At 65.7% G+C, this 13,954-nt stretch carries 13 protein-coding genes; 2 read left to right on the top strand and 11 right to left on the bottom strand.

Features of this window, described 5'->3' with window-relative positions; translation table 11 throughout:
• Positions 1 to 13: 13 nt before the first annotated feature.
• The 10 genes from BN1132_RS01285 to BN1132_RS01240 form a co-directional block, all read right to left on the bottom strand.
• Complete coding sequence (locus BN1132_RS01285; RefSeq protein ID WP_042074307.1) at positions 14 to 739, bottom strand: copper homeostasis protein CutC; 726 nt, start codon at positions 737 to 739, stop codon at positions 14 to 16.
• Positions 740 to 781: 42 nt separating this feature from the next.
• Complete coding sequence (locus BN1132_RS01280; RefSeq protein ID WP_042074305.1) at positions 782 to 1,684, bottom strand: ROK family protein; 903 nt, start codon at positions 1,682 to 1,684, stop codon at positions 782 to 784.
• 108 nt (positions 1,685 to 1,792) lie between these two features.
• Positions 1,793 to 2,299 (bottom strand): GNAT family N-acetyltransferase, encoded by a 507-nt coding sequence (locus BN1132_RS01275; protein ID WP_042074304.1) that lies wholly within the window; start codon positions 2,297 to 2,299, stop codon positions 1,793 to 1,795.
• The gene (locus BN1132_RS01270) at positions 2,287 to 3,102 is read right to left on the bottom strand and encodes a M48 family metallopeptidase (RefSeq protein WP_157005276.1); all 816 of its coding nucleotides are present in this window, start codon (positions 3,100 to 3,102) and stop codon (positions 2,287 to 2,289) included. The genes BN1132_RS01275 and BN1132_RS01270 overlap by 13 nt, the downstream gene beginning before the upstream one ends.
• 153 nt (positions 3,103 to 3,255) lie before the next feature.
• A complete protein-coding gene (locus BN1132_RS01265; RefSeq protein ID WP_042074302.1) occupies positions 3,256 to 4,230 on the bottom strand; it encodes a PstS family phosphate ABC transporter substrate-binding protein in 975 nt (324 codons plus the stop codon).
• A 247-nt stretch (positions 4,231 to 4,477) separates the two neighbouring features.
• Positions 4,478 to 5,773: a phosphate regulon sensor histidine kinase PhoR gene (phoR, locus tag BN1132_RS01260; protein WP_042074300.1), complete on the bottom strand. Its 1,296-nt coding sequence runs from the start codon at positions 5,771 to 5,773 to the stop codon at positions 4,478 to 4,480.
• 63 nt (positions 5,774 to 5,836) lie between these two features.
• Positions 5,837 to 6,526 carry a phosphate regulon transcriptional regulator PhoB gene (phoB, locus tag BN1132_RS01255; RefSeq protein ID WP_005338414.1) on the bottom strand — a complete coding sequence of 230 codons (690 nt, stop codon included), beginning with the start codon at positions 6,524 to 6,526 and terminating at the stop codon, positions 5,837 to 5,839.
• Positions 6,527 to 6,628: 102 nt separating this feature from the next.
• Positions 6,629 to 7,039 carry a VOC family protein gene (locus BN1132_RS01250; protein WP_042074299.1) on the bottom strand — a complete coding sequence of 137 codons (411 nt, stop codon included), beginning with the start codon at positions 7,037 to 7,039 and terminating at the stop codon, positions 6,629 to 6,631.
• A 78-nt stretch (positions 7,040 to 7,117) separates the two neighbouring features.
• Positions 7,118 to 8,398 carry a GGDEF domain-containing protein gene (locus tag BN1132_RS01245; protein ID WP_042074298.1) on the bottom strand — a complete coding sequence of 427 codons (1,281 nt, stop codon included), beginning with the start codon at positions 8,396 to 8,398 and terminating at the stop codon, positions 7,118 to 7,120.
• Positions 8,399 to 8,692: 294 nt separating this feature from the next.
• The gene (locus BN1132_RS01240; protein WP_042074296.1) at positions 8,693 to 10,348 is read right to left on the bottom strand and encodes a sigma-54-dependent Fis family transcriptional regulator; all 1,656 of its coding nucleotides are present in this window, start codon (positions 10,346 to 10,348) and stop codon (positions 8,693 to 8,695) included.
• Between the two features lie 235 nt (positions 10,349 to 10,583).
• Between BN1132_RS01240 and exaC the strand changes: the two genes are divergently transcribed.
• Positions 10,584 to 12,101, top strand: a complete 1,518-nt coding sequence (gene exaC / locus BN1132_RS01235) for an acetaldehyde dehydrogenase ExaC (protein ID WP_042074295.1) — start codon at positions 10,584 to 10,586, stop codon at positions 12,099 to 12,101.
• A 62-nt stretch (positions 12,102 to 12,163) separates the two neighbouring features.
• Here exaC and BN1132_RS01230 read toward each other — a convergent pair whose 3' ends face one another.
• Positions 12,164 to 12,970 carry an AraC family transcriptional regulator gene (locus BN1132_RS01230; protein WP_042074294.1) on the bottom strand — a complete coding sequence of 269 codons (807 nt, stop codon included), beginning with the start codon at positions 12,968 to 12,970 and terminating at the stop codon, positions 12,164 to 12,166.
• 96 nt (positions 12,971 to 13,066) lie between these two features.
• Between BN1132_RS01230 and BN1132_RS01225 the strand changes: the two genes are divergently transcribed.
• Positions 13,067 to 13,954, top strand: coding sequence for a DMT family transporter (locus tag BN1132_RS01225; protein ID WP_042074293.1), 888 nt, complete (start codon positions 13,067 to 13,069; stop codon positions 13,952 to 13,954).

Here is a 13,954-nt window from a genome sequence, read left to right as displayed (position 1 = left end):
CGTCAATTCACCCTCAAGCCTGATCCAGCAGGGCCCGCACCGCCGCGACCTTGGCGCCGTCGGTGATATTGACCCGGCCGTCGTCCGAGGTGCCCATGTTGACGCCATGGGGCACCATGCCGCCGCGCCAGCCCATGCCGGACATGTGCACCTCGCTCACCCCGGTAAATTCGATGATGGTGCGCACGTTGTCCGCATTGACCCCGGCGCCGGGCATCAGGCTGGCGCGACCCGCCAGCGCCTGCTGCATCGCCTGCAGGGTCTCGAGCCCCGCCAGCGCGGTCGGCGCGTGACCCGAACTCAGGATGCGCTCGCAACCGGCGGCCAGGATCACTTCCAGATCGGCGCGCCAGTCTGAGCTGAGATCGATGGCGCGATGGAAGGTGACGCCAAGGGGGCCCGCCGCCTCGACCAGTTTCTTGAGCCTGGCGGCGGGCACCCGCCCCGCCTGATCCAGCAGACCGACCACCACCCCTTGCAGACCGGCGGCACGGGCGGCGGCGATGTCCTGCAGCATGATCTCGAACTCGCCGTCACCAAAGCAGAAATCCCCGGCGCGGGGACGGATCATGGCGTAGACGGGGACGGTGGCATGGCGCGCGGCCTGCTGCATGAAGCCGTGGGAGGGGGTGAGGCCGCCGAGGCCCAGGGCAGAGCAGAGCTCGATGCGATCCGCGCCGGCCTCTTGGGCGGTGAACAGGGATTCCAGGTTGTCGATACAGATTTCAAGACGGGTCATGATGACTCCTTGATTCGGGGAGATCAGACCCTAGGTCCGATCTCACAGATTGAGCAGGGCGGCACCGCGCACACCGCCGGCACCGCCGAAGCGGGCCTCGCGGATCTCGGGCAGGGCGACACCGGGCAGCAGGTGGCCGGGCAGGCGCTTGGGCAGCTCGTCATACAGGGCGGGCAATCCGCTGAGACCGCCCCCCAGCACCACCACATCGGGATCGATCACCGAGATGGCGGTGGCAAGGCCCGCCGCCAGGATCTCCAGCCAGCAGTCGAGGGTGGAGAGCGCCGCCGGCTCCCGGGCCTCGGCACGCTCAACGATCTGGTGCCCGCTGGCACGCTCTCCCCGAAAGTGGTGATAGAGCCGCTCCAGCCCGGTGCCGGAGGCATAGGTTTCGAAACAGACCAGGCGGCCGCAGCCGCAGCGGGGACGGGGCAAATCCGGGTATTTCATCAGGATGGTGGCGGGCAGCGGATAGTGCCCGATCTCGCCGGCCAGCCAGTTGCGACCCTGGATGAGCCGACCCGCCAGATAGACGGCGCCGCCGATCCCCGTCCCTATGGTGACGGCCAGCGCACTGCCGGCCCCCTCCGCGGCCCCCTGGTGCACTTCGGACCAGAGGAAGCAGTTCGCATCGTTGTCCACCCTGACCGGGCGGTCCAGCAGCTCCGCCAGATCGGCCCCCAGGTGGCGGCCGTGGATGGCGGGCAGGTTCGCCGCCACTATGCTCCCATCGTCTCGATTGAGGATGCCAGGAAACCCGATCCCCACGGCTCCTTTCGCCCCAAAACGCACATCGGCCGCTTCGACCCGCTCGCGGATCGCCTGCTTGAGCGCCTGGTAATCCTTGCCCGGGGTACTCATGCGCTCCTCATGGCAGAGGGTCAGGGCGCCGTCATACACCGCGAACGCAATCTTGGTGCCGCCGATATCAAATCCGTAATACATGCCACACTCCCTTGCGGTGGAGCCGTCCACCCAGTCTGTCCAGATGGGGCACATTGTATTAATTCGCAAAAAAAATAAAGTGACCGAGGGCGAAAAACGGGAGAGAGATCAAAGCAAACGGAACATTTGTCGCTGCTGACAGGTCTGTCCCAGGCTCGTCAGGGTGCGTTCCTGACCGTCGAACACGAAGCCACGGCGCAGGTAGAACCCCTCGCCGATGTGATTGCCATCCAGCAGCCAGAGTCTGGCGCACTCGCAACCGGCCCGGCGCATCTGCACCGCCACCGCCTGCCACAGCCGCTTGCCGTGCCCCTGACGCCAGTGATCCGGGTGCAGATAGAGCGCCCGGATGCGCGCCGTCATGAGCCCCTCTTCCACGCACGCCTGCCAGTAGAGCAGGCCGATCACGACCTCGTCCCGGCAGATCAGCATGGGGACGGGGCCTGGCTCTGCCAGCCGGCGACGCCAGATCTGCAGGTGGTCGGTGACGGCCAGCTGGGCCAGCATGTCGCTGCCGAGCACGCCGCCGTAGGCCGCCAGCCAGCTGGCCCGCTGCATCACCGTCATGGCGGCGGCATCGGCAGGACGGGCCAGGCGCAGGCTTATGCCTTGCACTGGGGCACCAGACCTGAGGCTCTCGCCTGTTGATACAGGGGCAGCACTTCGGCTTGCTGGGCCTGCAGATTGGCGATCCGGCTCTGATCGCTTGGGTGGGTGGAGAGCAGCTGGGGCGGCGCCTTGCCGCCGGCGGCGGCGCTCATGTTCTGCCACAGGGGAATGGCCTGCGCCGGATCGAAGCCGGCACGGGCCATCAGCTCCAGACCCAGCCTGTCGGCCTCGCTCTCCTGGGTTCTGCCATAGGGCAGAGCTATCCCCACCTGAACCCCCAGCCCCAGGGCAGCCATGGTGGCCGCGCCCCCGAGGCTGTCACTGCTGCCGATGGCGGCGTCGGCCACCGCGAGGCCGATGCCGGTCAGCTGATCCCGGGAGAGCCGCTCGTTGGAGTGCTGTGCCAGCACGTGGGTCAGCTCATGACCGATGACGGTGGCGAGCTGATCCTGATTCTTGGCGACTTTCAGCAAGCCGCTGTAGACCCCGATCTTGCCGCCGGGCAGGGCGAAGGCGTTGACCTCCTTGGAATCGAACACCACCACCTCCCAGCTGGTGATGCCATAGCTGGCGGGGACCTGGGCGGTCACCGCCTTGGCCACGCAGGCCACATAGGCATTCATCCTGGCATCCTTGCTCACCTTCTCCTGCTGCTTCATCTGCGCAAAGGAGTCGGCCCCCAGCTGGTTCATCTGCTGGGGGGAGAAGAGCAGCATCTGGTTGCGGCCCGTCGGTGACTGGGCACAACCGGCCAGCAAGGCGCCGCACAGGGCCGACAGGATGAATTGGGAGAGAGAGGAGGCGCGCATGAGAAAGTCCTTTACCATGAAATTGCCCTATTCTCGGAAATGCCGCCGTCCGGCGCAAGCCAGGCGCTGCGCCCTGCGACCAAAAAGATCCCAGGGCGCACCAATGAAAACGAGCCCGCTTGGGGCTCGTTTTTTTCTGAAGGAGACGGGGGATTACATGATGCCCAGCTTCTTCAGGTCGGCCTGCACTACCTTGGCCGGCACAGGTACATAGCCGTCCTTGGCAACGATGTTCTGGCCCGCCTTGGAGAGCATCATCTTCACGAACTCCTGCTCCATGGGGGAGAGCGGCTTGTTCGGATGCTTGTTCACGTAGACGTACAGGAAGCGGGAGAGCGGGTACTTGCCGGTGATGGCGTTGTCCGAGGTCGCTTCGATGAAGGTCTTGCCATCCTTGGAGAGCGGCACGGCACGCACGCCTGAGGTGACGTAGCCGATGCCGGAGTAGCCGATGCCGTTCAGGGAGGAGGAGACGGACTGCACCACGGAGGCGGAACCCGGCTGCTCGTTCACGCCGCTCTTGAAGTCACCGTTGCACAGGGCGTGTTCCTTGAAGTAACCGTAGGTACCGGACACAGAGTTGCGACCGAACAGTTGCAGATCCTTGCCGGACCAGCTGCCATCCAGACCCAGATCGGACCACTTGGTGGCGGCCTTGGCTTCGCCGCACTTCAGGGTGCTGGAGAAGATGGAGTCGATTTGCGACATGGTCAGCCCCTTGATGGGGTTGTCCTTGTTGACGAACACGGCCAGGGCGTCGACCGCGACGCGGATGGCGGTCGGCTTGTAGCCGTAGCGCTTCTCGAAGGCCTCCTCTTCACCGGCCTTCATGGCGCGGCTCATGGGGCCAAACTGGGCGACGCCTTCGGTCAGGGCAGTGGGCGCGGTAGAGGAACCGGCGGCCTGGATCTGCACGTTGACGTTGGGGTACATGCGCTTAAATTCTTCGGCCCACAGGGTCATCATGTTGGCCAGGGTGTCCGAGCCGACAGAGGACAGGTTGCCCGAGATGCCGCTGGTCGGTGCATATTCCGACAGGTCTTTATCCACACCGGCAGCCAGGGCGCTGACAGAAAACAGGGTTGCTGCGGTGAATCCGATGACACCAGCCAGTTTGTTGAGTTTCATCCAATCTCTCCAAGTCCAAGGTTGCAGAAGGCAATCGTCAGCATGACGTTGATACGTGGTTCAAACCCGATCACCCTCTCCAAAGTTACAGAAGGTCCGTTCTTGAAACGGCGCCAGTATCTGACCTGGCAGTGACAAATTTATGGATTTAATGTGACACTTTGATGACATGACCAGGGAATTGCCCACAAGCAAGGAGGGCTGCAGACGCAGCCCTCCTTTCGTTCTAACTCATTGCCGGAAAAGACTATTTAACCACCACCATCCGGGCGGGGATGAGGAAGCTGAAGCGGCTGCCCGCCCCGACCCGGCTCTCTATCTCGAGCTGGGCATCGTGATGGCTCAGGGCATGCTTGACGATGGCAAGGCCAAGCCCGGAGCCCCCGGTGTGGCGGGAGCGGGCCTTGTCGACCCGGTAGAAGCGCTCGGTGAGACGCGCCAGGTGCTCGGGTGCAATCCCCTCCCCCTCGTCCTGCACCACGAACAGCGCCATGGCTCCCTGCTGGCGCCACTCCACGGTGATCTTGCGCCCCGCCGGGGTGTAGTGGATGGCGTTGTAGACCAGGTTGGAGACGGCGCTGCGCAGCTGATCCTGATCCCCGCGCACGAAGAGGTTCGACTGCACGTTGAACACGATCTGGTGCCCCCGCTCGCCGGAGAGCGCCCGCGCCTCCTGCTCCAGCAGCCCCAGCATGGCGGGCATGTCCACCAGATGGGAGAGATCCACCGTGGGGGCGGCCTCGATGCGCGACAGGGTGAGCAACTGGTTGACCAGGTTGTCCATGCGGATGGTCTGCTCCATCATCACCCTGTGGGCCTTGGCCCACATGGCGGGAGGGGGCGGCTCCTCGGTCATCTCCAGATAGCCCTTGAGCACGGTGAGCGGGGTGCGCAGCTCGTGGGAGACGTTGGAGACGAAGTGCTTGCGGGTCTTCTCCAGGCTGCGCAGCCGGGTCACGTCACGCACCACCAGCATGGCCTGATCCTCGGCGTAGGGCATGATGCGAAATTCGAGGAACTTCTCCTCGTTGATGGGGGACGCCATCTCGAACGGCTCGTCATACTGCCCCTTGCCGAGGTAGGCGACGAAGGCGGGATGGCGGATGAGGTTGCCGATGTGCTGGCCGGCGTCCTCCGGCCATCGAAAACCGAGCAGCTGCTCCGCCAGCCGGTTGCACCAGAGGATGCTGCCGTCGGTGCGAAACACCACGGCCGCGTCGGGCAGCGCCTCGGCCCCTTCCCTAAAGCGGCGGATGAGCCCCGCCAGCTCGCGCCGCCGTGCCCGGTGGCGCTGCTGCAGCTTGTAGATGCCGTTGAAGATGTATTCCCAGCTGCCGCTGCCGTGGGGGGGGACCAGGCTGCGATCGTGCCACAGCCAGTCCGACAGCCGCTTCTGGAAGCGGTAGTGCCAGCCCAGGTGCAGCACGGTCGCCACCAGCAGACAGAGCGCGAGATAATCGATTAACCAACCTACCAAGACGAAAGGGGCGTAGAAGAACGCCATTCGCCACAACTGTCGCCGCCAGGCGTAAGGTTGCAACATTCAGGTCTCCTAGAGACGGCAAAGAGCGAGGATCAGCCGGCGGGCGTGGCCGGCATGGAGTCCCTAGAGACGGGTCGAGAAGCGGTAACCGGCTCCGCGCACCGTCTGGATCAGCCTGTCGTGCCCCGTCTCCTCGATGGCCTTGCGCAGGCGGCGGATGTGGACGTCCACCGTCCTGTCCTCCACGTACACATTGGTACCCCAGACGTTGTTGAGCAGTTGTTCACGGCTGTAGACCCGCTCGGGATGGGTCATGAAGAAATGTAGCAGCTTGAATTCGGTCGGCCCCATGTCGAGCGCCTTCTCCTCGGCGCTGACCCGGTGGGAAACCGGATCCAGCTTGAGCCCCTGCACCTCGATCACCTCGTCCACCGAGGTGGGGGAGACCCGGCGCATCACCGCATGCAGGCGGGCGGTCAGCTCCTTGGGGGAGAAGGGCTTGGTGATGTAGTCGTCGGCCCCCGCCTCCAGCCCGCGCACCTTGTCCTCTTCCTCGCCGCGGGCGGTCAGCATCACCACCGGGATCTGGCGGGTCACCTCATCCTGCTTGAGCTGCTTGATGAACTGGATGCCGCTGCCGCCCGGCATCATCCAGTCCAGCACGATGAGTTCGGGGTAGGGTTCGCGCACCTTCGCCAGTCCGTCGGCGTAATCTTCAGCTTCAATCGTCTCATATCCCTTCTGCTCGAGCACGAAGCAGAGCATTTCGCGGATCGGTGCCTCGTCCTCGACCACCAGAATTCGCTTAGCCATATCCCTTCTCTCTCCTCTGTGAAGATGGGTGCGCCAATTATTAGAACTTTCTGTGACACTTTTATGACTTTATGACGGGCGGGATGATAAACGTTTTCAGATTCAGTTGGCAGCAGTGCGTTGCAGCAGGTCCCAGCGGTTGCCGCTGATGTCCTCGAACACCACCACGGTGCCGTAAGGCTCGTACCTGGGTTCTTCACAGAAATGGACGCCGTACTCCCGCATGCGTTCGTAGTCCCCCCAGAAGTCGTCGGTCTCGAGGAAGAGGAAGACCCGGCCGCCTCCCTGCCGGCCGATGGCGGCCCGCTGCTCCTCGCTGGCAGCCTGGGCCAGCAGCAGGGCCGAGCCGCAGGCGCCCCCGGGGGCGACCCGCACCCAGCGCTTGCCCGGTTTGCCCGGCTCCTTGAGGGGGGTGTCCTCCAGCAGTTCGAACCCCAACCCCCGGGTGAAGAAGGTGATGGCCTGGTCGTAGTCGGCCACCAGCAGGGTCAGAGCGCCGATATGTTGTGCCATGGGAATGCCTCCAGAGATGAATGGACGGGGCGCATCATAGCGGGGGCGCCGCCCGGGCTCCAGCCATCCCGAACCGGCTCATCCCCTCTCGACCCGGTTGCGGCCCCGCTTCTTGGCCTGATAGAGCGCCTCGTCTGCCCGCTTGAGAACGTGTTCCAGCGGCTCGCCGCGCCGCTCGGCCACCCCGAACGACGCCGTGATGGCCAGCCCCTCCGGCCACTGGGCATAGGCCTCCAGCGCCCCCCGCAGCCGCTCGGCCAGGGCGGCGGCCCTGGCCTCTTCGTAATGGAGGCAGACCAGCACAAACTCCTCCCCTCCCCAGCGAACCAGGCGGCAAAGGGAGTCACAGTGGCGCAACAGCTCGCTCACCATGTGCTTGAGCACCTCGTCCCCCATGGGGTGGCCGTGGCCGTCGTTGACCCGCTTGAAGTGATCGATGTCGATATAGATGAAGGAGAGTGGCATCTCGCCGAGCTCGCTCAAGAGCTTCTCGCCGCCGAGCCGGTTGAGGGCCCCGGTGAGCGGATCGTAGCGGGCCTCCTCCTCGGTGCGGCGATGCTGCTCGCACAGGCTCTCGCTCAGGGCCTCCGCCGCCAGGCGCGCCTCGCGGGCCTTGCGCAGCTTGTCCCCGAACAGCAGATTCTGGATCAGAAACAGCAGGATCCCGTACGCCAGCCAGCTCAGCAGCAGGCCGCGGTAAAAGTCCCCCGGGCGCACCCAGCGACCATAAAACTCCAGCCGGTCCAGCCGCAGCTGGTAATTCCCCGGCTGCATCTTGTCATCTGAGGCGATCTCGATGGCATAGACATGGTGCAGATCCGGCCCCTGCTGGGCCAGCGGAATATTGTACTGCTGCACCCACCAGGAGCTGGGCGCAAACACGTTCAGAGGCACATCCTGCTCGCTGCCAAAATCATCAGAGGTAAAGAGCACCTCGTTGAACTTGTGGGAGCTCTCATCCGCCGGCGTCGAGTAGGCGGGGTCATAGTTGCGCAGATAAAGGCGCCAGGCCTGCTCTCCCTGCCCTTTGGCATCCAGCTTCACCCGCACCCCAGTGAACCGGGAGAGATCCAGCCCCTGCTCGGGGTCGGTCAGCGTCAGGATCAGCTCGCAAAAGGGGTACTCATACTGGCGGCGCAGGGTGCAGTCGATGGCGGGCCGGCCAGCGCCCTCGCTCAGGGTCGCGACCGAGGAGCCGTCATGGACCCTGTCATCCTGCGCGCGGACGGCTATCCCGGCCTGGCTCAGGATATCGACCCGTCGCTCGGGACCGAATTCAAATATCACCATGGCCAGCAGGCTCGCCGCCAGCAGGCACCAGAACAACAGCGTCGTCATGCGGGAATAGGAAGGGATCATCGACATCACACCTGAAAAGGGGCTTTAACCCTACACCTTGTGGCTCCGGACCGCGCTGATCCAGATCCAAGGTTGTGACACGCGCCGGGCGCAGGCCGGTGCCGGCTCAGCCGACACGCACCGGGCTGGCGACCACCGGCATGAAAACGGAGATCGTCTGTCCAGAGCCGGGGGAGAGACGGGCCGCCCCGTCAGTCATGATCTTGGTCATTGCGCACTCCATGCGATGGAAAAATAAAGAGAAAAGGTCCTTCCATCGGCAGTCTACACAAGCGCAGGGCGTCGCAACACCCTTCACCCCTCCTTTCGCAGTGCCCGGTAGAGGGTGGTACGGCTGATGCCGAGCCGGCGCGCCGCCTCGCTCACGTTGCCGCCGCACTCGGCCAGGGTCTGCTGCACCCGCTGCCGGTTCTGCTGGCGCAGGGTGATGGCCCCATGGGATGGGACCTGCACGCCCGCCGCCTCCGGCAGATGCAGGTGAGCAGGCTCAATCCAGCCCTGACCCTCCGCCAGCACGCAGGCCACCTCCAGCGCCTGCTTGAGCTGGCGCACGTTGCCGGGCAGCGGGTGAGCCAGCAACTGTCCCTCGGCCTCATCGGTCAGGCGCAGGGCGGGATCCATCTCGGCGAGCAGGCGCGAGATCAGCGCCTGCCGCTCGCGCGCCGGCCAGGCCCGCAGCGGCGCCAGTTGCTGGCGCCAGCCGCAGATCCGGTAGTAGAGATCTTCCCTGAACGTCCCGGCCGCCACCATGGCCGCCAGATCCCGATGACTGGCGCTGACCAGCCAGAAATCCACCGCTTCGGGCTTGTGGCTGCCAACCGGAGTGACGGCGCGCTCCTGCAGCACCCGCAGCAACCGGGTCTGGGCCAGGAGCGGCAGCTCGCCGATCTCGTCCAGCATCAGGATGCCGCCGTGGGCGGCACGCAGATAACCCTGGCTACCCTGGCTGCGGGCGCCGCTGAAGGCCCCGCCGACGTAGCCGAACAGCTCGGCCTCCACCAGCTCCGCCGGCAGGGCGCCGCAGTTGACGCACACCAGGGGGCTCTCCCGACGGCTCGACTGGGCGTGCAGGGCGCGCACCAGATGTTCCTTGCCGCTGCCGGTCTCCCCCTCGATAAGCAATGAGATGCCCCGCTCCAGCATCTTGAGAGGGACTCCGGCGGTGGCGGGCGGTGCGGCCGGCAGGGACGGGAGCGTCGTCGGCTCGGGCACCAGCCGCAGGCCGCGGTGATCCCGCAGCAGCTGAGGGCCGTCGAAAGGGTGCTGGCCGAGCCAGAGCCGACCGGCCCGGTTGGCGCCGAGCAGCTCGCCCCCCTCCCCCAGCAGCAGACGGGCGGACCAGAGGCTCTGGGGATCGAGATCCACCAGCCAGCCCGGCTGGCGGGCCAGCAGGGCGTTTTCCAGGGTCATGGCCAGCAGTCGCACCGTGCCCAGCATATCGCCGCCGTGGTGGGCCGCATCGGTGGAGATGTCGAGCACGCCGAGCAGTTGCCCGTCCGGCCCGAGCAATGGGCAGGCGCTGCAACTGAGAAAGCTGTGCTGGGCGAAGAAGTGCTGCGCCCCCAGCACCTGCACCTCGCTCTGCTCGGCCAGCGCGGTACCGATGGCGTTGGTGCCCTTGCTCGCCTCCCCCCAGCGGGCGCCGCTGCGCAAGAAGATCCGCTCGGCGTGGCGGGCGAAGCCGTCGTCACCGCTCACCGCCAGGATGGCCCCCTCGGCGTCGCACAGCAACAACCGGCAGGGCCTGCCCGCCAGCAGCTGGGCAAAGAGCGGCAGCACGAAGTGCTGGAAGCAGGTGATAAGGGTTCTGTGCTGCTCCTGACGGGCCGACAGCTCCCCCTGGGGCAGCAGGTCCAGCTCGGCGCTCTGCTGGCGGCTGAGCCCCTGGTGCAGGCAGCGCTCCCAGGAGCGCTGGATTGGGCTCGGGCTGGATTGGGGAAGTTCGCTCATCATGCCTCCTGTTCACAAAGGGCACAGTGTCGCGGCCACTGTCCAGAAACGGCACAGCCTCGTCGCCACGACCGGGATCACTGGTTAATCAAGATACGCCGCCGCACCCCATTTGATAACGTTTTTGTAACTTTTCATCTACTGGTCAGCTCCTCTGGCACGTCCCTTGCGATACCCAACGCAACCGGACTGCCCGCCAGCCCGGTCAGGACCACACACACATAAGGATGATGAGATGATTTATACCGCTCCCGGTCAGGCAGGTGCCCTGGTCAGCTTCAAGTCCCGTTACGACAACTTCATCGGTGGCGACTGGGTGGCGCCGTGCGCCGGCCGCTACTTTGAAAACATCTCGCCGGTGGACGGCAAGGTGTTCTGCGAGGTGGCCCGCTCCGACGCCGCCGACATCGAGCTGGCGCTGGACGCCGCCCACAAGGCGTTCGCCAGCTGGAGCAAGACCAGCGTCACCGAGCGCAGCAACCTGCTGCTGCGCATCGCCGATCGCATCGAGCAGAACATCGAGCGGCTCGCCGTCGCCGAGACCTGGGAGAACGGCAAGGCGGTGCGCGAGACCCTGGCCGCCGACCTTCCGCTGGTGGTGGATCACTTCCGCTACTTCGCCGGCTGCATCCGTGCCCAGGAGGGCTCCGCCGCCGAGCTGGATCAGAACACCGTCAGCTACCACTTCAAGGAGCCCATCGGCGTGGTCGGCCAGATCATCCCGTGGAACTTCCCGCTGCTGATGGCGGCCTGGAAGCTGGCCCCTGTGCTGGCGGCCGGCTGCTGCAGCGTGCTCAAGCCCGCCGAGCAGACCCCGGTCACCATCATGCTGATGATGGATCTCATCAAGGACATCCTGCCTCCCGGCGTGGTCAACGTGGTCAACGGCTTCGGCGCCGAGGCGGGCCAGGCGCTGGCCACCAGCAACCGGATCCAGAAGCTCGCCTTCACCGGCTCCACCGAGGTAGGCGCCCATATCCTGCGCTGCGCTGCCGACAAGCTGATCCCCTCCACCGTGGAGCTGGGGGGCAAGTCCCCCAACATCTACTTCGCCGACGTGATGCAGCACGAGAGCAGCTACATCGACAAGGCGGTGGAAGGGATGCTGATGACCTTCTTCAACCAGGGCGAGGTGTGCACCTGCCCCTCCCGCGCCCTGGTGCAGGCCAGCATCTATGACGACTTCATGGACAGGGTGCTGGCCCGCGCCCGCACAATCGTGCAGGGCAACCCCCTCGACACCGCCACCCAGGTCGGTGCGCAGGCGTCGCGCGAGCAGTTCGACAAGATCCTGAGCTACATGGAAATAGGCCGCGGCGAAGGGGCCAAGATGCTGATCGGCGGCGGCCCGGCCAAGGTGAGCGGACTGGAGGGGGGCTTCTACATCCAGCCCACCATCTTCCACGGCCAGAACAAGATGCGGGTGTTCCAGGAGGAGATCTTCGGGCCGGCGCTCGGGGTCACCACCTTCAAGGACGAGGCGGATGCCCTGGCGATTGCCAACGACACCCAGTACGGGCTGGGGGCGGGCCTCTGGACCCGCGACAGCAACCTGGCCTGGCGCATGGGGCGCGGCATCCAGGCCGGCCGGGTCTGGGTCAACTGCTACCACGCCTACCCGGCCCACGCGGCCTTCGGCGGCTACAAGAAGTCAGGGATCGGTCGCGAGACCCACAAGATGATGCTGGACCACTACCAGAACACCAAGAACCTGCTGGTGAGCCACGACATCAACCCGCTCGGCTTCTTCTAAGCTCATCCCGTGATCCACAAAGGCGCCTGCGGGCGCCCTTTTCATTGCTGGTGCGGTCGCGGTCAGAGTTGTGCCTGCCCGGCGCCGATCCCCAGCTGTTGGCGATAGCGCTGGGGGGCGCAGCCCTGCTCACGCTGGAACATGGCGATGAAAGCCGAGGTGGAGGCGTAACCGAGGCGCCAGGCTATCTCCTGCACCGGCATCTCGCCCCGCAGCCAGTCCAGTGCCTTCACCAGCCGCAGCCGGGTGCGCCACTGCCCCAGGCTCATGCCGAGCTCCTTCTGGCAGCGCCGCGCCAGGGTGCGCTCGGTGCTGTGCAACACCTTGGCCCACTGGGCCAGGGTGCGGTTGTCCTCCGGCGCCGCCTGCAGCGCCGCCAGCAGGGGGGCGAGCAGGCGATCCCGGCTCTGGGGCAGGTAGCTCGGCTGGCAGCGGGTGCGAGCCAGCTTCTCGATGAAGAGCGCCCCCTGGCGCGCGTCCCACTCATCCTCCATGTGACCGACCCGGCGCTGGGTAAAATCCTCCAGCAGGGCCCGCAGCAAGGGGGTCAGGGCCAGCAGCTGGGGTTCCCTTGGCAGGCGCGGGGCCAGTTCGTGGCTCACGTAGATGGAGGTGTAATCCAGGGTCTGCTCGTTGAAGGCGGTGTGGGGCAGGTCAGCCGGCACCCAGATGAGGTAGTCCGGAGGCGCTACCAGCCGCTCTCCCCCGACCTCCACCACCATGACCCCCAGGCTGATGAGGCTGAGCTGGCCCCAGGGGTGGGCGTGCTCGGCGCAGGCGTTGCCCCCCTGGATCTGGCTGTAGCGAAAGTAGAGGGGGTTGGGGTCGGCCAGCAGGCGATCCTGCTCGGCCAGGGTGAGGCTGCCCATGCAGATTGTCCCAAAGCGGTTATGACATGTCTTATTTACGCTACTTACCTCGTTCAAGACAAGGCTAGACTCTCCCCATCGTACCAAGGAGTGCCTATGCCCTTTCTCTTCCCCCTTCTCGCCATCCTGATCTGGGCCGCCAATACCGTGGTCTCCAAGGCCGCCGCCGGCGTGCTGGATCCCGCCGCCATCTCGTTTTATCGCTGGGAGATCGCCGCCCTGGCGCTGACCCCCTTCTGTCTGCCGCAGCTGTGGCGCCGCCGGGCCGACATCCGCCCCTGGCTCGGCAAGCTGCTGGTGCTCTCCCTGCTCGGCATGGTGCTCTACCAGTGCCTCGCCTACTACGCCGCCCACAGCACCTCGGCCACCAACATGGGGGTCATCGGCTCCCTGCTGCCCCTGCTCACCCTGCTCATCGGGGCCTGCTGCTTCGGCCAGAGGCCGGGCAAGCAGGCGCTGCTCGGCATGAGCCTCTCCCTGTTCGGGGTGCTCTGGCTGCTGGGTCAGGGGGATCCCCTGGCGCTGCTGCACAGCGGCATCAACCCGGGCGATGGCATGATGCTGCTGGGGGCGGCCAGCTATGCCCTCTATGGCCTCTTGATCCGCCGCTGGCAGCTGCCGTTCGGCCCCTGGCTCAACCTCTACCTGCAGATCCTGCTGGCGGTGCTGCTGCTGATCCCGGTGGCCCTCTCTGCCGACTCCCTGGCCATTCCCGCCCAGGGCTGGAGCATGGTGCTGTTCGCCGGCCTCGCCTCCTCCATCTTCGCCGCCTACTGCTGGATGCGCGGCCTCGCCACCCTGGGGGCGGAGCGCACTTCGGTCTTCATGAACCTGATGCCCCTGTGCACGGCCCTCATCGCCGTCATCACCCTGGGGGAGCCCATCCACGGCTATCACCTGCTGGGGGGCGGCCTCATCCTGACCGGGGTCATGCTCTCCCAGCTCAAGCCGCGAACCCGCCGCCCCCTGCTGGAAGGGGCATAG

This window comes from Aeromonas sanarellii, assembly GCF_000820085.1.
GTDB classification, from domain to species: domain Bacteria; phylum Pseudomonadota; class Gammaproteobacteria; order Enterobacterales; family Aeromonadaceae; genus Aeromonas; species Aeromonas sanarellii.
The sequence above is the reverse complement of the archived record's forward strand: the minus strand, read 5'-3'. Positions and strand labels throughout refer to the sequence as shown.

Coding starts and splice junctions, on each gene's coding strand:
- BN1132_RS01280 (WP_042074305.1), bottom strand. CDS start 1,684: ATGTATTACGGATTTGATATCGGCGGCACCAAGATTGCGTTCGCGGTG.
- BN1132_RS01265 (WP_042074302.1), bottom strand. CDS start 4,230: ATGAAACTCAACAAACTGGCTGGTGTCATCGGATTCACCGCAGCAACC.
- BN1132_RS01245 (WP_042074298.1), bottom strand. CDS start 8,398: ATGATCCCTTCCTATTCCCGCATGACGACGCTGTTGTTCTGGTGCCTG.
- BN1132_RS01230 (WP_042074294.1), bottom strand. CDS start 12,970: ATGGGCAGCCTCACCCTGGCCGAGCAGGATCGCCTGCTGGCCGACCCC.
- BN1132_RS01225 (WP_042074293.1), top strand. CDS start 13,067: ATGCCCTTTCTCTTCCCCCTTCTCGCCATCCTGATCTGGGCCGCCAAT.
- phoB (WP_005338414.1), bottom strand. CDS start 6,526: ATGGCTAAGCGAATTCTGGTGGTCGAGGACGAGGCACCGATCCGCGAA.
- BN1132_RS01270 (WP_157005276.1), bottom strand. CDS start 3,102: ATGCGCGCCTCCTCTCTCTCCCAATTCATCCTGTCGGCCCTGTGCGGC.
- BN1132_RS01240 (WP_042074296.1), bottom strand. CDS start 10,348: ATGAGCGAACTTCCCCAATCCAGCCCGAGCCCAATCCAGCGCTCCTGG.
- exaC (WP_042074295.1), top strand. CDS start 10,584: ATGATTTATACCGCTCCCGGTCAGGCAGGTGCCCTGGTCAGCTTCAAG.
- phoR (WP_042074300.1), bottom strand. CDS start 5,773: ATGTTGCAACCTTACGCCTGGCGGCGACAGTTGTGGCGAATGGCGTTC.
- BN1132_RS01285 (WP_042074307.1), bottom strand. CDS start 739: ATGACCCGTCTTGAAATCTGTATCGACAACCTGGAATCCCTGTTCACC.
- BN1132_RS01250 (WP_042074299.1), bottom strand. CDS start 7,039: ATGGCACAACATATCGGCGCTCTGACCCTGCTGGTGGCCGACTACGAC.